The 21,307-nt window shown below is 34.9% G+C and carries 19 protein-coding genes; 10 read left to right on the top strand and 9 right to left on the bottom strand.

From position 1 onward, the window contains the following. The first annotated feature begins 33 nt into the window (after window positions 1-33). Window positions 34-771: a 23S rRNA (guanosine(2251)-2'-O)-methyltransferase RlmB gene (rlmB, locus tag ACN0QX_RS12235; RefSeq protein ID WP_417197328.1), complete on the top strand. Its 738-nt coding sequence runs from the start codon at window positions 34-36 to the stop codon at window positions 769-771. Here the strand turns inward: rlmB and ACN0QX_RS12230 are convergent. Further along, the gene (locus ACN0QX_RS12230) at window positions 763-1,521 is read right to left on the bottom strand and encodes a rhomboid family intramembrane serine protease (protein WP_417197327.1); all 759 of its coding nucleotides are present in this window, start codon (window positions 1,519-1,521) and stop codon (window positions 763-765) included. The two genes, rlmB and ACN0QX_RS12230, sit on opposite strands and share 9 nt — an antisense overlap. Window positions 1,522-1,663: 142 nt before the next feature. Here ACN0QX_RS12230 and ACN0QX_RS12225 point away from each other — a divergent pair, with 142 nt between their 5' ends. Beyond that, on the top strand, window positions 1,664-2,941 hold the full coding sequence (locus ACN0QX_RS12225) for a replication-associated recombination protein A (protein ID WP_417197325.1): 1,278 nt from the start codon (window positions 1,664-1,666) through the stop codon (window positions 2,939-2,941). Here ACN0QX_RS12225 and ACN0QX_RS12220 read toward each other — a convergent pair. Genes ACN0QX_RS12220 through radC form a run of 4 tightly spaced genes read right to left on the bottom strand, consistent with a single transcriptional unit; the run spans window position 2,938 to window position 6,418 of the window. Beyond that, window positions 2,938-3,702, bottom strand: a complete 765-nt coding sequence (locus ACN0QX_RS12220) for a hypothetical protein (RefSeq protein WP_417197323.1) — start codon at window positions 3,700-3,702, stop codon at window positions 2,938-2,940. The two genes, ACN0QX_RS12225 and ACN0QX_RS12220, sit on opposite strands and share 4 nt — an antisense overlap. Window positions 3,703-3,739: 37 nt before the next feature. Beyond that, window positions 3,740-4,429, bottom strand: a complete 690-nt coding sequence (locus ACN0QX_RS12215) for a YjjG family noncanonical pyrimidine nucleotidase (protein ID WP_376862062.1) — start codon at window positions 4,427-4,429, stop codon at window positions 3,740-3,742. After that, entirely contained in the window at window positions 4,419-5,720 is a 1,302-nt protein-coding gene (locus ACN0QX_RS12210) for a polysaccharide deacetylase family protein (RefSeq protein WP_417197321.1), read from the bottom strand. The genes ACN0QX_RS12215 and ACN0QX_RS12210 overlap by 11 nt, the downstream gene beginning before the upstream one ends. Then, on the bottom strand, window positions 5,720-6,418 hold the full coding sequence (gene radC, locus ACN0QX_RS12205; RefSeq protein ID WP_248398000.1) for a RadC family protein: 699 nt from the start codon (window positions 6,416-6,418) through the stop codon (window positions 5,720-5,722). The genes ACN0QX_RS12210 and radC overlap by 1 nt, the downstream gene beginning before the upstream one ends. A gap of 79 nt (window positions 6,419-6,497) precedes the next feature. On the opposite strand from radC, the gene ACN0QX_RS12200 reads away from it, so the two are divergent. Continuing rightward, window positions 6,498-7,091 carry an FMN-binding negative transcriptional regulator gene (locus tag ACN0QX_RS12200; protein WP_417197319.1) on the top strand — a complete coding sequence of 198 codons (594 nt, stop codon included), beginning with the start codon at window positions 6,498-6,500 and terminating at the stop codon, window positions 7,089-7,091. A gap of 217 nt (window positions 7,092-7,308) precedes the next feature. Further along, the gene (locus ACN0QX_RS12195) at window positions 7,309-8,343 is read left to right on the top strand and encodes a serine hydrolase domain-containing protein (RefSeq protein ID WP_417197317.1); all 1,035 of its coding nucleotides are present in this window, start codon (window positions 7,309-7,311) and stop codon (window positions 8,341-8,343) included. Window positions 8,344-8,402: 59 nt separating this feature from the next. Here the strand turns inward: ACN0QX_RS12195 and ACN0QX_RS12190 are convergent, their stop codons facing one another. Both ACN0QX_RS12190 and ACN0QX_RS12185 read right to left on the bottom strand, forming a co-directional pair. Then, entirely contained in the window at window positions 8,403-10,259 is a 1,857-nt protein-coding gene (locus tag ACN0QX_RS12190) for a B12-binding domain-containing radical SAM protein (protein ID WP_417197315.1), read from the bottom strand. Between the two features lie 92 nt (window positions 10,260-10,351). Next, window positions 10,352-12,124 carry an ABC transporter ATP-binding protein gene (locus ACN0QX_RS12185; protein ID WP_417197313.1) on the bottom strand — a complete coding sequence of 591 codons (1,773 nt, stop codon included), beginning with the start codon at window positions 12,122-12,124 and terminating at the stop codon, window positions 10,352-10,354. A gap of 209 nt (window positions 12,125-12,333) precedes the next feature. Between ACN0QX_RS12185 and ACN0QX_RS12180 the strand changes: the two genes are divergently transcribed. The 4 genes from ACN0QX_RS12180 to ACN0QX_RS12165 all read left to right on the top strand — a co-directional run bounded on the left by ACN0QX_RS12180 (window position 12,334) and on the right by ACN0QX_RS12165 (window position 15,810). Next, window positions 12,334-13,014 (top strand): hypothetical protein, encoded by a 681-nt coding sequence (locus ACN0QX_RS12180; RefSeq protein ID WP_417197311.1) that lies wholly within the window; start codon window positions 12,334-12,336, stop codon window positions 13,012-13,014. A 34-nt stretch (window positions 13,015-13,048) separates the two neighbouring features. After that, the gene (locus ACN0QX_RS12175; protein WP_417197309.1) at window positions 13,049-13,405 is read left to right on the top strand and encodes a hypothetical protein; all 357 of its coding nucleotides are present in this window, start codon (window positions 13,049-13,051) and stop codon (window positions 13,403-13,405) included. A 163-nt stretch (window positions 13,406-13,568) separates the two neighbouring features. Further along, window positions 13,569-14,537 carry a tRNA dihydrouridine synthase gene (locus ACN0QX_RS12170; protein WP_417197307.1) on the top strand — a complete coding sequence of 323 codons (969 nt, stop codon included), beginning with the start codon at window positions 13,569-13,571 and terminating at the stop codon, window positions 14,535-14,537. Between the two features lie 766 nt (window positions 14,538-15,303). After that, a complete protein-coding gene (locus ACN0QX_RS12165; RefSeq protein WP_417197305.1) occupies window positions 15,304-15,810 on the top strand; it encodes a GreA/GreB family elongation factor in 507 nt (168 codons plus the stop codon). A 103-nt stretch (window positions 15,811-15,913) separates the two neighbouring features. Here the strand turns inward: ACN0QX_RS12165 and ACN0QX_RS12160 are convergent, their stop codons facing one another. Both ACN0QX_RS12160 and dinB read right to left on the bottom strand, forming a co-directional pair. Further along, entirely contained in the window at window positions 15,914-18,871 is a 2,958-nt protein-coding gene (locus ACN0QX_RS12160) for a DNA polymerase III subunit alpha (protein ID WP_417197303.1), read from the bottom strand. Next, window positions 18,871-20,085 carry a DNA polymerase IV gene (gene dinB, locus ACN0QX_RS12155; RefSeq protein WP_417197301.1) on the bottom strand — a complete coding sequence of 405 codons (1,215 nt, stop codon included), beginning with the start codon at window positions 20,083-20,085 and terminating at the stop codon, window positions 18,871-18,873. Before dinB ends, ACN0QX_RS12160 begins: the two co-directional genes overlap by 1 nt. Before the next feature lie 52 nt (window positions 20,086-20,137). On the opposite strand from dinB, the gene ACN0QX_RS12150 reads away from it, so the two are divergent. Continuing rightward, window positions 20,138-20,911, top strand: a complete 774-nt coding sequence (locus ACN0QX_RS12150; protein ID WP_417197299.1) for an XRE family transcriptional regulator — start codon at window positions 20,138-20,140, stop codon at window positions 20,909-20,911. After that, a partial coding sequence (locus tag ACN0QX_RS12145) for a PolC-type DNA polymerase III (RefSeq protein WP_417197297.1) occupies window positions 20,908-21,307 on the top strand: 400 nt, incomplete at its 3' end. The genes ACN0QX_RS12150 and ACN0QX_RS12145, both read left to right, overlap by 4 nt.

Raw genomic sequence — 21,307 nt, 5'->3', positions numbered from 1 at the left:
TTTTTAGAAGCGGTTTTTTTATACCTTTGTTTTATGGAACAAGAAACACTAATTTTTGGCTTACATTCAGTTATAGAAGCAATTCAAGCCGGTAAGACTATTGAAAAAATATTCATGCAAAAAGGCTTGCAAGGCAATCTTGCCCACGATTTAGAATCGCTTATTCGAAAGGAAGGCATTAATGTATCCTATGTTCCTATTGAAAAGCTGAATAGATTAACATCCAAAAACCACCAAGGTGCCGTAGCACAAATATCGCCAATAGAATATCATGATATTGAAAATTTAGTATTAGACGTTATTGAATCTGGAAAAACACCTTTGTTTTTGCTACTAGATCAATTAAGTGATGTTCGGAATTTTGGAGCTATAATCCGTACGGCAGAATGTACAGGTGTTAACGGTATTATTATCCAAAAAAAAGGGAGCGCACCCATAAATGGCGATACCATAAAAACAAGTGCTGGCGCCGTTTTTAAAATGCCCATCTGCCGTGTGGATCATATTAAAGATGCCATGTTTCATTTACAGGCTTCTGGCATTGCTGTTATTGCGGCTACCGAGAAAACAAATAATACCATATATGATATTGACTTTACAGTTCCGTGCGCAATCATAATGGGTTCTGAAGGTCGAGGTATAAACCCATCGGTTTTAAAACTTGCCGATAGCAAAGCCAAACTTCCATTGCTCGGCTCTATAGAGTCCTTAAATGTTTCTGTTGCTTGTGGTGCTATTCTTTATGAAGTAGTAAGACAACGCTTAGTTTGATGAATCGTCAGACTTTTTAAAAATATAGTTAATAGAAATGGGTTGGTTCTCCTCCTCCACGTCTGTTTTAATGTCTTCGATTTCTGGTAAGCTTTCAATAAAGTTACCATGTTCATCAAAGTGTTTTAGAAACGGATCGTCTTCTTCTATATAACTCGGTTGTTCCCAATAGTATTTATTAGGTATTGGAAGGTGTTTCTTAAAGATAAAAGCAAAAACCAATCCTACAATCAATCCGGATAAATGACCTTCCCAGGATACGCCATCTTTAATAGGTAGTACATACCAAATCATACTTCCATATAAGAAGATGACTAATAAGGATAAAGCAATTAACCTAAAATGCTTGGCTATAATACCTTTAAAGAATAAAAAACTAACTAATACATAAATAAGGCCACTGGCACCAATATGATAGGCTGGCCTGCCAATACTCCACGTTAACAAACCCGAAAGTAAAATTCCTAAAATAAGGATTTTCCAAGCCATCTCCCTGTAGAAATAAAACAAGGCAGCGGTTAGCACAAATAACGGGATGGTATTGTGATATAAATGCGTGATGCCTGAATGAATAAAGGCACTAAAAACAACACCACGAAGCCCAAATAACTTCTGCGGAAATATGCCATAATTTGTAAAGTCGAACCCAAAACGAATTTCAAACCAGAATACAAGCCAAATGAGCAAAACAAATGCTACTGGCACTAAAATAACCTGATTAGAAAATTTAAATTCTTCTTGACTTTTCATATATAAATCCTAACAAAAAACTAACCATTAATGAGGTTCTGTTAAATTGTCAGTCTGTAAGATTGACAACTAATTATAAATTGTTAATCAAAATGTACAAAACCATTCTAATAGAACCTATAATTATAATTAAATTTACGCCATGAATGAACCTTTAGCAGAACGTTTAAGACCTAAAACGCTTGACGACTATATTAGTCAAGCACATTTAATAGGTCCTAATGGTACGTTAACCAATCAAATAAAGCAAGGCTTAATCCCATCACTTATACTTTGGGGTCCACCTGGAATTGGTAAAACCACTTTAGCAAATATTATTGCCACAGAATCCAACAGACCATTTTATACGTTGAGTGCTATAAATTCAGGCGTTAAGGATATTCGTGAGGTTATAGATAAGGCAAAACAGTCGGGTGGTTTATTTACTACCAAAAATCCCATTTTATTTATTGATGAGATTCATAGGTTTAGTAAATCGCAACAAGACTCCTTGTTACAAGCGGTGGAAAAAGGTTGGGTAACATTAATTGGAGCCACAACAGAAAACCCGAGTTTTGAGGTTATTCCGGCATTATTATCACGCTGTCAAGTATATATTTTAAATGCCTTTAATAAAACGGATTTAGAAGCCCTTTTAAAACGTGCAATAGAAAAAGACACCTACTTATCTCAAAAAAATATTACGTTAAAAGAAACGGAAGCTTTAATGCGTATTTCGGGAGGTGATGCTCGAAAACTGTTGAATATTTTTGAATTAATTGTCAATTCGCACGACACAGGAGATATTATGATTACTAATGCATTGGTTACACAACGCATTCAAAATAATACAGCTAGATATGATAAAACAGGTGAGCAACATTATGATATCATTTCAGCACTAATAAAATCTATTCGCGGCAGCGATCCCAATGCCGCTGTGTATTATTTAGCGCGAATGATTGAAGGTGGAGAAGATGTGAAATTTATAGCCAGGCGTCTACTTATTTTATCGAGTGAAGATATAGGAAACGCAAACCCAACGGCTTTAGTAATTGCCAATAATACGTTTCAGGCGGTTTCCACTATTGGAAATCCCGAATCCCGAATTTTATTAAGTCAATGTGTAACATATTTAGCCTGTTCACCTAAAAGTAATGCAGCCTATTTGGCCATTAGCAAAGCACAACAAGCGGTGCGAGATACTGGCGATTTAAGCGTGCCCTTGTCTATTAGAAACGCACCAACCAAACTCATGAAAGAAATTGGTTATGGCGAGAATTACCAATATGCTCATAACTATGAAAATAATTTTGCCAAACAGGAATTTCTGCCAAATGAAATTAGTAACACTAGGTTTTATGAGCCCGGAAATAATGCACGTGAAAACGCACAACGGGAGTTTTTAAAACAACGCTGGAAGGAAAAATATGGTTATTAAAAAGTAACGTTTAATGTTTCAACTTGTAATGACCCGTCGGCAGTGGTTTGAGCAATAACCCAGACATCATTTATTTTATAAACGGTAGCCTGTATTCCTTCCACCATATAAAAGGCTTCTTTACCAGAAAAGATTAAAGTGTAAACCACTTCCCCTTTGTCATTCAGTAACTCATAATTAATACCATCTTTTTTTCTTGCCGTTAAAGCTTGATTTTCATCAGCTTCTTTAGATTCAGAAATAGCAGGATCAATTAAGGCAACTGGAGGTGTAATAGTAGTTGGTTTAATGGGTTTCGTAGTTGTACTGACTTCAGTTGGCATTTCAGGATTATAACGATAATCAATTGTATTAAAGGACTCAAATGCTTGTCTTAATGATAAGTTATAAGCCACTTTATATTTTTTTTCTCGCGATTGCCCAACTTCAGATGTGAAAACAACTTGTTTTTGACAGTTTTTCAATTCTAATCTAAACTTGGTTTCAAAAATGCCAGATTCATTTAACACATCTGCCCATAAGGCCAAACAGCCATTATTTATTAAATCTTGTGGCCAAGGCTCATCACTCATCAATGCAACGAACCCTTGCTTTTCAAATAAAAATTTGGTCAATGAATTTAATTGATATTGGTCGCGTTCTGTACAAAATTCATAAGTGGTTGGTACAATTACATATTTATATTGATCCAAATCACTTTGTGAAAAACTAGATTGAACGGTTATAAATAAAACGAATATAAGCGTGATTTTTTTTATCATGATTTTTTTTAAAGTAAAGATTAAAGATACATTAAAATTACAAAAAGGCTTTTAAATCCATCAAATTTGTAACTTGTTTTATACTACTATCAATTTTCAGGCCATGATAGTTAAAACAAATAGCATCCATACCAAAATTTAACGCTCCTAAAACATCAGCTTCCAAATTATCACCAATCATTAAGCTCTTGGATTTATCGGCTTCGGCTTTATTAATGGCATAATCAAAAATTATAGGATTGGGTTTTTTAACGCCTGCTAGTTCAGAATTGGTAACGGTTTTAAAGTATTTTGATATTTTGGATTGTTCCATCTTTTTATCTTGTGCCTCCTGGAAACCATTGGTAATTATATGCATTTTATAATGCGGTTGTAAATAATTTAACAAATCAAAAGTACCATCAAACAAATGATTAAAGGTTGGTAAACTAACAATATAATCTATAGCCAATTGATTAATAATATCGTCATGAATTATGGCGTTTATAGCATCAAAACTTTCTTTTAAACGTCTATATCGCAATGATTCTTTATCAATCTGATCCTCTCTATACAATTTCCAATAGCTTAAATTTATGGGCTCGTAAACTTTTAGAAAATCATGAATATCAACATCTATGTTATGAGTGTTGAAAATTTTCTGAAATGCTAAAGCTGAATTTTTATCAAAATCCCAAAGTGTATGATCTAAATCGAAAAAAATATCTGTAATGCCGTTAATCTTCATTTGCTGAATCTAATATCATATTAAACAATTCTTTAAAGCCCCTCCAGCGTTCTAAATCACTAAACGTATAGTTATGAAAAACAGATACAAACTCACCATTTACTTGCTTCACTTGGTTAATTACACGCAACAGAGATTCCTTTTTATCCAGTAACGAATTATGCTTTAAAAGCGTATAATCCATAACGTGGTATGCCGTTATCTTTAGCGGCGTTTGAATTTCAAAATCCAAATCATAAAAGAAAAATGGCGTACAGGTTCCTGCTCGGAAACCGCTGTAATTAACATAACCCATGGTATAATCTTCCAAAATTTCTAATTCCACCAAATTCCTATAGGAAATAGGCAAATTTAATTTAGAGAAAGATTGTCTAGATGCTAATAATGACGTGTTTAAAATAGATTCCATCCGGAGCTTTTCCTTCTTCAGAATAGCCATATTATCCAAAGCAAAAAATGATGCTTTAAGTCCCACTTGGCAATAGTCTGCCACTTGTTTTATTAGGGATATAAATTCTTTCTTTTGTGCATTTACCCCTTTATCATATGTGGAATAATCACCTATTAAAAAGAAAAACAAAAATTTATTTTTACGCTGTTTTTGCCGATTTATAATATATTTAAACGTATCATCTGGATCGTGTTTAAATCCTAATAACACCATAAAACGCATATATAATCTGTGAAATTTAAAGCTTAATAAATCCTTAAGCGTGCCACCAATTGTGCGCATTAAACCTTTCGCTTTAAAACTGAAGGCTGAAGGCACATCAATAATTGGCTTTACAGCATAGGTTTTATTTGGAAACACAAAATCCGGGTATTGATTCTCTAATATTTGTTTGAATTTATAGGCCCAAATATCCACTACTGGCTGATGGAGAAATCCATATTTAAAGGCTAAACTTTCTTCAGCCGTAAAACGACCATATTCATCTTTTACATGTGGTAAATACTCTTCATAGCGACTTAATAAATAAAACGTAGCCGCAAACATATCAAAAGGTATACAGCTCTTATCGTTGGTTGTAAAAAAACATTTGGTTTCCTCCCAATCATGTACTTGCACTTCAACATCTGATAAGCCTTGTTCAAAAAGAAGTTCATTACTTTTTATAAATAACTCGTTCCCTAATGGTTGTTTGGCGTAAGAAATTTTAATGGAATTATGCGAAATAAACGCTTCTACAGTGCTTGTAAATGAAACTGGAACCTTTAAGATACGGGTAAAAATATGCTTAAATGCATACTTAATTCGTGGTGTTATGTTGGGCGTGTATATGAGAATCATTACAGTAAGTTATCATCTGCAAAGCTAAAATAGGCCTTTTCTGTTACTATAAGATGATCCAATACTTTAATATCTAAACTTTCGCCTGCTTTTTTTAATTTTTGTGTAATTTGCTTATCGGCTTCGCTAGGTTTTAAGGTTCCCGACGGATGGTTGTGTGCTAGTATTATTCCTACCGCTCCAAACTCTAATGCATTTTTAAGTACCAATCGTACATCAACCAAAGTTCCTGTAATTCCACCTTTACTCAATTGTTGTTTTTGAATGACCTTGTTGGCATTATTTAAATAAATAATCCAGAATTCCTCATGTGGTAATTCGCCTATAATAGGTTGCATGAGTTCAAAAACGGACACACTGGATGTAATTTTTTTACGTTCCAGAGCTTCTTCACCTCTACGTCTTCTACCCAACTCCATGGCAGCTGCAATAGATATGGCTTTTGCTTCACCAATACCTTTGAAATCCATAAGTTGTTTAATACTTAACTTACCCAACTGATTTAAATTATTATCCACACTTGCTAAAATACGCTTGCATAAATCCAAAGCGCTTTCATCCCGATTTCCAGAACCTATAATAATGGCAACCAATTCGGCATCACTTAAAGCAGCTTTACCTTTGTCGCGCAGTTTTTCGCGAGGCTGATCGTCCTGCGACCAATTTTTAATGGATATTGAGGGTGCTTTTTCTGGCATAGGTTAAAGATAAATATTGTAAATTTCAACTGCAATTAATTAGTCACTTAAATAAATCCGTAAAAGCAAACCCAAAATTTTGAGTTATCCACCAAAACAACATCAAGATAGTAATAAAAAGCATTTAATTCATGTGATACGTGCTTATCCGTTGGCAACTGTTATTTCAGTTTCAAACAACGAACCGTTAATAACCCATATTCCATTAATTTATAAAAACAACGAATTAATTGGTCATCTGGATGCACATAATCCACATGCCGCGTTACTGAAAAACCAGAATAAGGTAACTGTTATCTTTTCGGGACCACAATGTTATATTTCACCAAGTATTTATACAACCAAACATTTACCAACTTGGAATTATGTAAAAGTGCACGTTGAAGGCGTCGTTTCAGAAATTGAAGACCCAGAAAGCATTAAGCAAACTATGGTTGCTATGACAGAGTTTTTAGAGCAACCGCATCACAACTATACATTAGATAAGGATGATCCAGATATGGACACATATCTTCCCTATGTATCAGGTTTTAAAATTACAATTACCCATTGGGAAGGTAAATTTAAACTCTCACAAAACAGGCAAGCGGTAGATTTTGAAATAGCCAAATCCGAAATGATAAAGCGTAACCAAGTTCATCTTGGCGATTTTTTAAATCAAATAATCCATTAACAATCTTTTGTACAAATGAAAAGAAGTTCTTTAATCATTTCTCTATTTCTATTAAGCTTTCTAGGGAATTCTCAAAACACCATTCTGTGGAAAGTAAGTGATACTATTAACCAAAATACCTCTTATATAACAGACACCTTTCAGTAGTTTGGAAATCCGTGTCTAGGAAGCACACTTGTAAAACAACGAAATTTTGGTGTTAAAAGGAAATAATATTATGAAGAAGAAACAACTAAAACGCACATTTAGAATACTTTTTATTATTGCAAGTATAAGTTCCCTATGGTTCGTACCTTGGATTTTGGTCAAGGCATGGATATTACCACTGCCTGATACGGTTCAGGAACAAGTAGAAGAAGCTATTACCCATGGCGTTGATGGCATGATTGTTTATGTAGACGAAGCAGGCAAACCTCCTAAATTTTATACTGCTGGTTGGCACGACCGAGAAAATAAAATTCCGGCCAAACCAGATGCTTTGTTCAAAATTGGTAGCATTACCAAATTATATGTTGCCGTAGCTGCAACCAAATTAATAAAAGCAAAGCGTTTGTCCTTGGATAAAACTTTAGCGGACTACTTTCCAGAACTCATTGGAAGAATTGAAAATGCCAATGAAATTACGTTGCGAATGATGTTGCAACATCGAAGTGGCATTCCAAATTTTACCAATTATCCAAATTATTGGGTTAATCCACCAGAAACTAGGCAAGAAAAGTTGGAATATGCGCTTGATTTACCAGCTAGTTTTAAACCAGATAAAGGGTATGAATATTCCAACACTAATTATATGCTAATCTCCGATCTAATAGATAAAGTTGTGGGTTATAGCCATCAACAATATATTAAAGAAGAAATATTAATTCCGCTCAACCTCAACAATACCTTCGGCTCCCTACACGATGTAAATATAGACGATGTTATGAGCGGGTATTATGTGGGAATAGAAAATGACATAAAAACGGATTATTCTGGTTTAATGATTGCTACAGCACAGGATGTTGGCATATTTTTACGCGCCCTGAATGATGGCACTGTATTTAATGAAGGTGAACAGGAAATTTATTCTTACGTCTACGAACATGGCGGTTTACTTCCAGGCTATCAATGTCTTGCGGAATACCATAATGAGATAGATACGGTTGTTGTGCAATTTATGAACACGACCAATTTTGATGGATACAATTGGAATTTATCGCAAATTGTAATTAATAGAATTGTAAAAATCATAAAGTGCAAGAAAAGCGAATAAGTTAAATGCATGAATAGCACAACAACCATATTCAAATCCTGGTTGATCATTACCGCCTGTTAATCCAAGAAACTCGCAATCAAATCTTTTGGATGTGTGGTGTTAGGAACCGGAAAATCAAACCAACTTGACATACTCTTTTCAAAACCTGCCTTATTTAAATAATTATGTAGCGCCAAGTTTAACCCTTTGGTGTATATAGGATGATTAGCACCTTTCGGATCTTGGTGGTATAAATCATTTTTAGCAAATCCTTCAAAAACAGGTCCTGTTATTTCTATTCCAAACGCTTCTGGATTCTGACCAATGGGACTGTGAATAGTGGTTGTAAATTGATGCCAATATGCAGACTGAATACAGTTGCGTTCAAATAGCTGTTTTACCACTTCTAAAGAATCGATGGTTTCTTGCTCCGTTTGAGTTGGAAATCCATACATTAAATAGGCATGGACCATGATATTGTTTTGAGAAAAATTATGAGTTACGCGTGTAACTTGGGCAATATCCACACCTTTTTTCATTTTGGACAATAATCTATCTGAAGCCACTTCCAGTCCGCCAGTTACCGCAATACAACCCGATTTTGCCATGAGCTGACACAATTCAAAATTGAAGGTTTTTTCGAACCTAATATTTGTCCACCACGTAATATTTACACCTCTTTCTAGTAAGGTATTAGATAACGCACGGAGCATTTTAGGCGGCGCCGCTTCATCAACAAAATGGAAACCGGTTATACCGGTGTCTTTTATTATTTTTTCAATTTTATCAACTAAATCTTCAGCTGTTGTGTTTTGATAGTTTCCAATATAATCCAAGCTCACATCGCAAAACGTGCATTGCTTCCAGTAACAACCATGAGAAATGGTTAATTTATTCCATCTTGCATCCGTCCACATTCTATGCATAGGATTTACAACATCTAAAAAAGACACATACTTATCAAAAGGTAATCCGGAATAATCTGGTGCCGGTAGATTTCTATGATGATAAATAGTGTTTGGAACTTTATTTTTATAGCTAACGGCCTCCTGTTCTAAAACAAATGTGCGTTCTAAATCATCTATAGAAATATGACCTTCCAGATAATTAACCATTTTAAGTAAAGGACCTTCGCCATCATCCAATGATATAAAGTCCACAAATTCAAAAATCCGTGGATCTGTAAGCGATCGTAATTCGGTATTGCAATAGCCACCACCAAAAGCCACATGAATATCTGGAAAAAGCTGTTTTATAAATTGTGCACAACGCAAAGCAGCAAATAAATTCCCTGGAAATGGAATGGTAAAACAAACTAAATTGGGTGTTTCGGTTTCAATTTGTTCGACTAAAATATCCAACATTTTCTCTTCAATAATTGTTGGTTGGTAACTTAAAAACTCATCCAATTGATCAAAACTACTCGCAGATGTTCCAATGTGTTCCGCATATTTAGTAAACGCGAAAAACTCGTCCACGTTGGCTTGTATAAAATCGCCTATTTCTTCAATAAAAAGGGTTCCAAAATGCTTGGCTTTGTCTATAATACCTACGTCTCCAACTTCCCATATAATTTCTGTATTCACTCTGGAGAGCCTATGTCCCAAAGGTAAAAAATGTGGTTCCAAAATTTTATGGGCCGTTTTAATATCTTGTTTCTGCAGAAATGCGAGAACAGCATCGACTCTTGAAATGTAGCGGTGTTTCATCCTGTTCATTTCCGGATATTGATCGTTTTCCATGTCTGCGGCTTCCTGAAACATAAGCTGTAGGAATTCGCTCGTAAAAATGGCGGTAAACAGCTCGATACTCAAATCGCAATGTGCAACAGATATTTGTTGTTCTTCTAAAAACCCTTTTAAATAAGCCGTTGCAGGATAGGCTGTATTTAACTGCGTAAAGGGTGGCGTAATAAATAGGATTTTAGATGGCATGATGCAAAGATAGCGTTCTATACATAGATTGTGTGAAATGGAATTGTTTTCTAAATTCAGAATATATTTCGGTTTCTATTCTTTTCAACCTGTTAAATTTTAGCCTGATAGGTGTATAATTCATAATATCTACCCTCTTTAGCTATCAATTGGTCATGTGTACCACGTTCCACTATATGGCCAGCTTCTATGACTAAAATTTGGTCTGCTTTTCTAATGGTACTTAATCGGTGAGCAATAACAATAGTGGTTCTGTTTTTAACTAATTCATTTAAACTTTTCTGAATTAGCGCTTCACTTTCGGTATCTAAACTAGACGTCGCTTCATCTAAAATAATAATGTTTGGGTTTGCTAAAATAGCACGAGCAATAGCTAAACGTTGTCGTTGACCACCAGATAATTTCACACCTCTCTCGCCTATTAAGGTTTCTAAACCGTCATCAAAACGATCCGTAAATTCATTGACATAAGCGGCTTTTACCGCATTTTGTACATCGGCTTCAGTGGCATTTGGTCTTGGAAACATGATGTTCTCACGAATGCTACCTTCAAATAAAAATTCGTCTTGCAGCACGACACCTAAATACTTCCGGAAACTACTTAATTTAACCTGTGATAAATCGTGATTATCAATGGTCACTTTACCTGATTTTGGTGTTAAAAACGTTGCTGAAAGTCCCGCAATAGTGGATTTTCCAGAACCAGAACTTCCAACCAAAGCCGTTACAGAACCAGCAGGCGCTTTAAAGCTGATGTTGTGTAATACGTTTTTGCCTTCTTCATATGAAAAAGATACGTCATCAAATTCAATAGCTCCTTTTATGGTATTCAATTCAATATGTCTAGCTTTGTTATCCCCTTCAGCCGTCATATTCATAAGCTCTTCCGTTCTATCTAATCCAGCAAGGGCTTCCGTTAATTGACTTCCTATATTACTCATTTGTACAATTGGAGCAATCATGAAACCAAGGATTAATGTGAAGAATAAAAAATCACCTGTGGTCATTTCACCTATCATCATATAATAACCACCCATTCCCATTATTCCAGTAGTTGCCACACCAATTAAAAACGTGGAAGAACTCGTCATTAAAGCGGTTGCTGTTAAACTCTTTTTGACGTTTTGATATAATTTATCAACCCCTTTTTCAAAAACCGTGTTTTCTTGTTCTTCAGCATTAAACGCTTTTATCACACGAACGCCAGCCAGAGTTTCTGTTAATCTGCCTGTAACTTCGGCATTAATTTTACCACGGGCTCTAAAAATTGGACGAATAAATTTGAAGGCACGCAAGGCGATATAACCAAATATGGATAATGGCACAAACACGAACAAGGTCATCCAAGCGTTCAGTTTTATTAAAATTATTAAGGATACAACAGCTGTAAATGAACCACCAACTAATTGCACCAAACCGGTTCCAATTAAATTTCTGACACCTTCCACATCGCTCATAATTCTGGACACTAAAGCACCAGATTTGGTATTATCAAAAAAACTAATAGGCAGCGAAAGCACCTTTTTCTGAACTTTTGATCGTAATTCGCTAATTAAATATTGCGCTTGAACGCTTAATATTCTAGTTAATAAAAAGGACGTTACGGCTTGTATGGTTATAGCACCAATTACAATGGCGATTAAGGTGTATAATTGCGACGTATCTTTATTTGGAACCACCTCATCTAGTAAAACTTTACTTTGCCATGGTAGAACCAAACCCGATAAACTTCTGATTACAATCAAAAGGAGACCAATAAAAACCAAATTTCGTCTTGGCCAAATTATGGTTTTAAAAGCCTGTTTCATGGTGACTCTCGGCTGTGAGTTATCCTTTTTATCTGATGTTTTTTTTAAATGTCGCATGTTTTCTATTAGGTAATACAATTTGCAAAAATACGCATTACAACATCGTTAATTGATCAAAGCAAATAAAAATGCATGAACGTTAAATAGAGATAGTCCACGCAAAGAAATTAAAGATTTAGTATCTTGCCTTTATCATGAAGATGCAATTTACTATTTAAGTCTGATTGTATAGATTCATTAAGTCAACACGAAAAAACCAATATAATATGAAACGTATTATTACAACATTACTATTTGCAGGAATTCTAATTTCTTGTAACTCATCAGACAAAACGAAACCGGTAATTGAAGAATCTTCTGAAATTAAAAAGCCTACAGATAGCGTAACAAATAAAGTCAATAAACAACTAAAAAAAATTGATTCAGACGAAGCACTAATTGCAACCGCATTAATGGCTGCTCCTGAAGTAAGCCGATCTGGCGCTAAAATTATAGGATACAATATGGCTGGTGAATTTGTGACCTTAAGAGAAGGTAACAATGAATTTATTATTCTTGCTGACCATCCGAATAAAAATGGATTCAGTGCCGCAGCGTATCATAAAGATCTTGAGCCATTCATGGCAAGAGGGCGCGCTTTGAAAGCGGAAGGAAAAAACCATCAAGAAATATTTGATATTCGTGAAGAAGAAGTGAAATCGGGAAAACTTAAAATGACCATTGGATCAACCTTGCACATTTACTATGGTCCTGATACGGATTACGATCCTGAAACAAGTAAAGTTGAAAACGCGAAACTTCGCTATGTCGTTTATATGCCATACGCAACAGCAGAATCTACAGGTTTACCAGAAGTTCCAATTGCTCAAAATCATCCTTGGATTATGAATCCAGGAACGCATAGAGCACATATTATGATTTCACCAGTAGCAGAAAACAGCAAGTAGTATTTAGCTTATTCCAAAATGCGCCTTGAATAAAATGATTAACTCCAAAATCAATTCCGTTAAGGATACCTTTTGCCCTGAATGTCATGGACGTGGTAAAAAAATAATTAGCAAAGAAACAACTCCAATTCGTCCTAGAGGTCACCTCTACTTCTGTTTGAAGTGTTTGGGTTCTGGTTTGGTTTCAGCGCGTCATACACCTCAAACCGATACTAAAAATTATCCACACGCGGCTATTATTGCTGATGGCATTGGTGGTGTAGCGCTTGCTGTGGCTCGCATCCTTTGTGGAATTCCGTTTAAACTTTATGAGCGTGATAGTAGTTTTGATGAACGCAATCAAGGTTACGGACTCACTTTACAACAAGCCAGCAAAGTCGTTGCAGGATAGGCTGTATTTAGCTGCATAAAGGGTGGTGTAATAAATAGGATTTGAGATGGCGTCGTGCAAAGATAGCGTACCTTAAAATAAGTTGCTTAAAATGGTATCATATTGTATCTATAAATCCAAACCATAAAGCAAAAAACCTATCTTTGCACAACTAAATAACATCATGGCTCATACGCTTCTTTCATCACCTTTGCAGGGTTTTACAGATTTCAGGTTTCGCAATGCTTTCAATCAGTACTTTGGTGGTATTGATACGTTTTATGCGCCTTATATTAAGCTTAATGGCAAACTGAAAATTAAGCAATCTTATCAAAATGATTTATTACCAGAAAACAATGCGACTATAGAAGTTATTCCGCAAGTAATGACCAATGATCCAGATGAATTTTTATTTGTTATCAAATATGTTCAAAGTTTAGGTTACAAGGAGCTAAACTGGAATTTAGGTTGTCCTTATCCCATGGTTACCAAGTCTGGAATGGGTTCAGGTTTAATTTGTAACCCGTCACGAATTGACGAAGTTTTACACAGAGCGCATAATGAAACGGATATTTTAGTATCTATGAAAATGCGTATGGGCTATGAACATGCTGAAGAAATTTTAGATGCCTTTCCTATTTTAGACAAGTATCCGCTTAAGAACATTGCCATACATGCTAGAATTGGCAAGCAACTTTATAAAGGCCCTGTAGATTTAGATGCGTTTGAAAAATGCATTAGTAGCACCAAGCACAAATTGTATTACAATGGTGATATTACTAGTGTTTCTGCTTTTAAAGTCATGAAAAAACGCTTTCCGAGTATTGATCATTTTATGATTGGGCGCGGCCTAATTGCCGATCCGTTTTTACCAAGTATGATAAAAAATGACACCACAGACTATCCTGAAAATAGGTGGGAAATATTTTCTAAATTTCATGATACTATTTATCAGCAATACGATGAATACTTGTCTGGACCAACACCTATAAAAATGAAAATGCTCGGTTTTTGGGAATTCTTTTCGCAATCGACTTCCAATCCGCAAAAAGTATATAAAGCTATAAAAAAAGCTTCAAATCCAGCAAAATATAGACAAGCAGTTGATAAAATTTTAAGTACGGAAATGAGCATTAAAAATTCACGGAAATAGCTTTTGGCACCAAGTACCAATTTCTAGTTTTAAAAAGAAACATATTGGGCAAATTACAAGAAAAAACGTTTATAAAATGCCAATAGTAAACGGCGTTAACAACTGTCTGCTCTAAATTTGTTTAATTGGAATATAAGGACTATGTTTACCTTTTAATGGCAAATAAATTGCTGTGAGAATAGAGATTATGAATCTAATTGTAACAAACTGCCTAATTACTTTTTACGAAAATTTCGTGAGCAGGTTTTTTGGTGGTTATTTCTATTTTGAATTATCTCCAAAACGCCAAATTATCTTCCTGAATTAGTCAGGCATAGCGCGTGTGCCTGAACAACTCCTTTACATTATTTAATACAGAAATTTTTCAATTTAAACATCCTGAATACCTGTGCTCGCATTAAAATAACGTATAAATATGGAGTTAAAACGATGTTCTATTTTTTACCTAAAATTAAAATAACAATATCATGGCTAAATTAAGAAAGAAGCTTACAAAAGCAGAATTAAACGATAGGAAACAAGAGAAGATTTTAAAGAAAATGGAAGATAAAAAAATGAAGAAGCGGAAATCAAGAGTCTAGCGTTATGGTTTATTAAATTTTCCTTAATTATTAAAAAAAGGCTGTGAATTTTTATTTACAGCCTTTTTTTTTTGGAAAATATTACCTAATTATTGTGCCACCAAAAAACATTGAATGCAGGGTTCGGCTAATTAAAAAAATAGTTTTATCTTATTGAATTAGGAAAACAAAAACGTACATAAATTATGAGTAGAGGATTTGTAAAAGAAGATGACCAAGAAGACATACCTTTTGTAGCACCACGAGCAGATTTGCCTGAAGGTGTAACAAACTACGTGACTCCAAATGGGATGGATGAATTATTGGTGGAAAAACAAGCCTTTGCGGATGAAAAAGAACACTTAAATACTACAAACGAAAAAGAAAGACGTATTGCCATAAACCATATAAACGCCAAATTGCAATTACTAACAAATAGAATAACCACTGCAAAAATTGTTGATTTAGCTAAACAACCGCAAGATGAAATTCGGTTTGGCGCATTAATTACCCTTAAAATTGGAAGTGCCAAAACGTTTCAAAAATATCAAATAGTTGGTGTGGATGAAGCCGATATTGCGAAAGGTAAAATTTCCTTCATCTCACCAATCGCGAGATTGTTAACGGATAAAAAGGTAGGCGAAAAAGCTATTTTAAAACTGGCCAAAGAGGATCGGGTTTTTGAAATCATGGATATTTCTTATGAAAGTTAAACACAGTAAACTACCTGAAGGGAAATCCACGAGGCATTGGTAAGAAATGAGCTTTTAATGTTAAGGCCAACTTTCAGGGAATTATACCCTTTGGCAGAGCCAATTAGTTTAACCGTGGATCTGGTTTTAATGCCATTTTTTGAGTCCAAATAATTTCAACACTGCAAAAATCAAATTCTTCGGTTATTTTCCCATAACACGCATATATTCCAATGCCATGAATGGGATATTTTTCTACCGTATCATGAAAGTGTACGGTATCAAAATAACACCCTTCATCATCTACAAATGTGCAAAACCGCATGAGTTTTCCTGTAGCACCTTTATGAAATCGTGTATTTACCAACTTACCATATAACAGCACGTTTTTAGTTCGGTATTGAAACATGTTTTTGGCTTTAATATGTTCCCGAATGGGTTCGTTTATCAAATCAAAATAATTGCACAAAGGGAAACCCAATAATTCCATTTGGTCATAAGCATCTTCTATCCAACTGGAATTAAGTGTTGGCAAGGTAAAGGCTTTATGGTTTGGTTTGAATAATTGTTTTTGAGGTGTTTTTGCTTTACTAGAATTTATCTTAAAAATAGCATTCCAAAGCAATTCGGATTTGGGGATTTCTGTAAAACTAAACGCACCAATTCTAATTAAAATGGTTAATTGTTCAATACTAATCACCACGCGATCAATAAAATCATCCAACGATTTGAATGTACCATACAACTGCCGTTCGGTTAAAATCCGTTTTACCGTATAACTTTCTAAATTTTTAAGATAACCAAAGCCTAAATAAATCGTGTTTCCTTCTATTGTATTGGGATGGTCACTTTTATTAATACAGGGTGTTTTTATAATGCCCTGACACATTTTTGTTTCATGAATATAATGTTCAGTGCTATAAAATCCGCCGCCATTATTTAAAACAGCCACCATAAATTCCAACGGATAATAACATTTTAAATACAAACTCTGATAACTTTCCACGGCATAAGAAGCCGAATGTCCTTTTGCAAATGCATAGCCTGCAAAACTTTTTATTTGCTCCCAAACTTCCAGGGTTAATGCATCTGTATAGCCTTTAGTTTTACAATTGGCTATAAATTTATCTTCAACCGCTTGAAATTCGGCTCTCGACCTAAATTTACCACTCATACCACGCCGCAACACATCGGCTTCTCCTAAAGTTAAGCCTGCAAATTGATTAGCCACTTTTAGCACATCTTCTTGATATACCATAATGCCATAGGTTTCTGGCATAATCTTTAACAATATCGGATTGGCTTCTTTCCGACGTTCTGGATGTCTTTGGCGTTTAATAAATTCTTGTTTCATCCCTGAACCCGAAACGCCAGGTCTGATTATGGAGCTTGCTGCCACCAATCCTAAATAATCTTGGGTTTGGAGTTTACACATTAAACCTCTCATGGCTGGCGATTCTACATAATAAGCACCTGTGGCTTTTCCGTTTTTTAATAGCGCATTTACTTTGGGATCTGTTTTAAATTTTTCAACATCTGTGATATCAATTTCGGGTGCTTCGGGTCTGTTATATTTAATAATTTCTAACGTGTCTTTAATTTTTGCTAATCCACGTTGTCCTAAAATATCGAATTTAAAAATCCCAGCATCTTCGGCAATAATCATATCAAATTGCACAGTAGGAAATCCTTTTGGTGGCATATTGGTTGCTGAATAATAATGAATAGGTTTATCTAATATTAAAATCCCACAGGAATGTACACTAACATAATTAGGAAAACCCTGAATTAATTCGCCATACTTAATGACCAAAGCACCCATTTCATCAAATTCTGGTTTTTGATATCTACCGGTACATATTTTATCTATTTCTTCTTTTGGCATGCCAAAAACCTTTCCTAATTCTCGAACAACCGCTCGGAATTTAAAGGTGTTATAAACAGCTAATAGCGCGACATTTTTAAAACGTTTAAAAATATATTCGGTAATATCATTGCGTTCTTTCCACGAGAAATCGATATCAAAATCAGGTGGCGATTTTCGGAATGGATTAATAAACCGTTCAAAATACAAATCCAATTCTATGGGATCTACATCGGTAATTCCTATAATGTATGCTACAATACTATTGGCACCACTTCCCCTTCCTACATGAATGTACCCTTGACTTTTTGAATAGCTCACAATATCATAATTGATAAGAAAATAGGATACAAAACTCATCTCCTTAATCGTTTTGAGTTCGGTTTCTAAACGTTCTCGTACTTTTTCGGAAGGATATGGGTAACGTCTGTAAATTTTCTGCTCGCAGAGTTTCTTTAAGTAATTAAAATCGGCTTCTTCTGATTCTAAATACAAACTTTGATTTTGAGAAATTCTATCCGCTCCAAAATTAAATTCAACAGAACACGCATTTAATAATTGCTTCGTGTTTTCTAAAATAAATGGAAACAATTGAAAAATTTCTGCTAAATCCGCTTCGGGATACATTTTATCATGCTCACTACATTCCTCTGTTTTTGATAATTTACTCAACAAAGTATTATTATCAATGGCGCGCAACAAACGGTGTGCATTAAAATCTTTTTTATTCCGAATAGTCACTTGTTGTTGAATAACCAGTTTATCTTCATAATCCTTATAAATTGTAAAGGGTAACTTTTTAAGGTCATTAATAGTGATACCTATAAACTCAAAATTTTCAAATTTGGTTTTCTCAAGTTGCATAACTTGTTCCAACGGGTAAATTACAAACGCATTCTCAAATTTTGGAGACAGGTCTGGAAGCTGCTTTTTTTGATGTGCGTATTCCGATAAAAAAGTATTCAGTTCCTGAAAGCCGTCATTGTTTTTTGCAATTCCTACAAATTGTTGTTTTGCGCCATTTCTAAAATCGATTCCTACAGCGGGTTTTATGTTATAATCTTTCGCTTTTCGAATAAAATTTAAACAAGCCGATGTATTATTAATATCGGTTAACGCTAAATGTTTCACGCCATTTGCTTTAGCCAATTCCAAAAGATCAACTTCTGAAAATGTGCCAAAACGCAAGGAATAATATGAGTGACAATTAAGATACATTAGTGTTTACGGTGTGCTAAAATTACGGGTGGTTCGCCATTAAATGGGTTTTTAAAACGTCCAATGGTTTTTGCGCCCATGGACGCGGCGCGCTGAATACTTAATTCGCCATATTTACTCCGAATGGTATCCATAGCGTTATATAAATTAAGCATGTTTTCGGTATCATCAAACAAATTAATTTGATAGTTTCCTGTAACAATATGGGTGAACTTAACGCCTACCAAACGGATTAATAAACGCCGTTGGTACAGTTTATCAAATAGTTCCAAAACCGCAGGCACAAGAATATGGTCTGCACTGGTGTAGGGAATTTTAATTTGTTTGGTATAGGTATTAAAATCGGAATACCTGATTTTAACAGCAATACAAGCTGTTAACTTATCGGCTCTTCGTAACTGAAACGCTAGATTTTCCGCCATGGCAAAAATAGTGGTTCGTAATTTTACCACATCAATGGTATCTTTGGTAAACGTGCGCTCGGTAGAAATAGATTTACGCTCATGAAACGGAATTAATGGTGGATTATCAATACCATTGGCACGCTTCCAAATAGTTTTACCGTTGGCACCCAAAACACTTATCATCATTTCCAAAGGCATTTGCTGAACCACATGCACTTTATCCACTCCCAAATTCCGTAAAATCTGATAGGTTTTTTCACCAACAGACGGAATTTTCCGAATAGATAATGGTGCTAAAAACGATTTTTCAAAACCCATATCAATCCGTAATTGATTATTCGGTTTGGCTTCACCTGTAGCCACTTTGGACACAATTTTATTGGCTGATAACCCAAACGAAATAGGCAATCCGGTTTCTCTTATAATTTCCTGGCGCAATTCTGAAGCATATTTATAACTCCCAAAAAATTTATCCATTCCGCTTAAATCGGCATAAAATTCATCAATACTTGCTTTTTCAAAAACAGGCACGCGCTCTTTAATAATTTCAGTCACCAGGTGTGAATATTTGGTGTAGGTAGATGAATCGCCTCTAATAACAACCGCTTCCGGACATAAGCGTCTAGCTACTTTCATGGACATACCGGAATGCACACCAAAACGTCTGGTTTCATAGCTACAAGCTGCTACCACACCTCTATCGCCAATTCCGCCAACTAACAATGGTCGCTTTTGTAATCGGCTATCAATCAGGCGTTCACAGGACACAAAAAAGGTGTCTAAATCCAGATGTAAAACTTGTTTGCTCATACCGCAAAGTTAGCTACATTATTAAGCAATTATTGCTTATATTTGTAGCATTATGAAAAATATCACTAAAAATATTCGGCACCTTCGCCATCTCAAGGGGTTAACGCAAGAAGTGTTTGCGGACGACTTAAAAATTACACGTTCTCGAATTAGTTCGTATGAAGAAGGTCGCTCTACGCCTTCTATTGACATGCTTATTGAATTGTCAAATTACTTTAAAATTCCTGTGGATATTCTGATAAAAAACGATTTAACCAAGTCTAAAGACACCTCCTTTATTGACATTGGAAACACCCGTGTTTTATTTCCCATAACGGTTGATGATGACAATGAAAATTTAATTGAAGTGGTTCCCATTAAAGCTTCTGCTGGTTATTTATCCGGTTATGATGACCCCGAATATATAGAGCAATTACAGAAAATTAAATTGCCATTTTTACCATCGGGAAAACACCGTGCGTTTCCTATTAAAGGCGATTCTATGTTGCCTTTAAAAGAAGGTTCTTATGTGGTTGGTAAATTTGTTGAAGATAGGCGTGATATTTCAAGCAACCGAACCTATGTTTTATTAACGCTAAACGACGGTATGGTTTACAAGCGCGTTATTAACAACATTAAAGAAACAAATGGTTTACTGTTGGTTTCAGATAATCCACTCTACAAACCTTATGAAATACCTATAGATGAAGTGTTGGAGCTATGGGAATTTACATGCAGTATTAACACACAAGAATACGACCAAGAAGAGTTAAAAATCAGTAGTATTATAACCATGTTTAACAATTTAGGTGTCGAACTTAAATCATTAGAAAAACATATTAGATGACCTATACAATTATAGATGTTGAAACGACTGGACAGTCCAATAGAATTACTGAAATTTCTATCTTTAAATATGATGGAAATGAAATAATTGATGAGTTTACATCCTTGATAAACCCGCAAACCCAAATTCCTATTTATATAACAACTTTAACCGGTATTGACAATGCCATGATGGCTAATGCGCCGACTTTTGAAGAAGTTGCACAAGATATTCTCAATATAACCCAAAACACCATTTTTGTTGCTCATAATGTGAATTTCGATTATAACGTAATACGCAATGAATTCAAGTTATTGGATTTAGATTTCAACCGAAAAAAATTATGCACCGTCAGATTGTCTCGGAAATTATTTCCAGGATTTCCGTCTTACAGTTTGGGTAAATTGTGTAAAAGTT

This window comes from Bizionia sp. (assembly GCF_048259285.1).
In the GTDB taxonomy this organism is placed as follows: domain Bacteria; phylum Bacteroidota; class Bacteroidia; order Flavobacteriales; family Flavobacteriaceae; genus Algorimicrobium; species Algorimicrobium hallyeonense.
The sequence above is the reverse complement of the archived record's forward strand: the minus strand, read 5'-3'. Positions and strand labels throughout refer to the sequence as shown.

What these genes read in the sequence shown, in the direction of transcription:
- rlmB (WP_417197328.1), top strand. Translation starts at nt 34, where the DNA reads ATGGAACAAGAAACACTAATTTTTGGCTTACATTCAGTTATAGAAGCA.
- ACN0QX_RS12230 (WP_417197327.1), bottom strand. Translation starts at nt 1,521, where the DNA reads ATGAAAAGTCAAGAAGAATTTAAATTTTCTAATCAGGTTATTTTAGTG.
- ACN0QX_RS12225 (WP_417197325.1), top strand. Translation starts at nt 1,664, where the DNA reads ATGAATGAACCTTTAGCAGAACGTTTAAGACCTAAAACGCTTGACGAC.
- ACN0QX_RS12220 (WP_417197323.1), bottom strand. Translation starts at nt 3,702, where the DNA reads ATGATAAAAAAAATCACGCTTATATTCGTTTTATTTATAACCGTTCAA.
- ACN0QX_RS12215 (WP_376862062.1), bottom strand. Translation starts at nt 4,429, where the DNA reads ATGAAGATTAACGGCATTACAGATATTTTTTTCGATTTAGATCATACA.
- ACN0QX_RS12210 (WP_417197321.1), bottom strand. Translation starts at nt 5,720, where the DNA reads ATGATTCTCATATACACGCCCAACATAACACCACGAATTAAGTATGCA.
- radC (WP_248398000.1), bottom strand. Translation starts at nt 6,418, where the DNA reads ATGCCAGAAAAAGCACCCTCAATATCCATTAAAAATTGGTCGCAGGAC.
- ACN0QX_RS12195 (WP_417197317.1), top strand. Translation starts at nt 7,309, where the DNA reads ATGAAGAAGAAACAACTAAAACGCACATTTAGAATACTTTTTATTATT.
- ACN0QX_RS12190 (WP_417197315.1), bottom strand. Translation starts at nt 10,259, where the DNA reads ATGCCATCTAAAATCCTATTTATTACGCCACCCTTTACGCAGTTAAAT.
- ACN0QX_RS12185 (WP_417197313.1), bottom strand. Translation starts at nt 12,124, where the DNA reads ATGCGACATTTAAAAAAAACATCAGATAAAAAGGATAACTCACAGCCG.
- ACN0QX_RS12180 (WP_417197311.1), top strand. Translation starts at nt 12,334, where the DNA reads ATGAAACGTATTATTACAACATTACTATTTGCAGGAATTCTAATTTCT.
- ACN0QX_RS12175 (WP_417197309.1), top strand. Translation starts at nt 13,049, where the DNA reads ATGATTAACTCCAAAATCAATTCCGTTAAGGATACCTTTTGCCCTGAA.
- ACN0QX_RS12170 (WP_417197307.1), top strand. Translation starts at nt 13,569, where the DNA reads ATGGCTCATACGCTTCTTTCATCACCTTTGCAGGGTTTTACAGATTTC.
- ACN0QX_RS12165 (WP_417197305.1), top strand. Translation starts at nt 15,304, where the DNA reads ATGAGTAGAGGATTTGTAAAAGAAGATGACCAAGAAGACATACCTTTT.
- ACN0QX_RS12160 (WP_417197303.1), bottom strand. Translation starts at nt 18,871, where the DNA reads ATGTATCTTAATTGTCACTCATATTATTCCTTGCGTTTTGGCACATTT.
- dinB (WP_417197301.1), bottom strand. Translation starts at nt 20,085, where the DNA reads ATGAGCAAACAAGTTTTACATCTGGATTTAGACACCTTTTTTGTGTCC.
- ACN0QX_RS12150 (WP_417197299.1), top strand. Translation starts at nt 20,138, where the DNA reads ATGAAAAATATCACTAAAAATATTCGGCACCTTCGCCATCTCAAGGGG.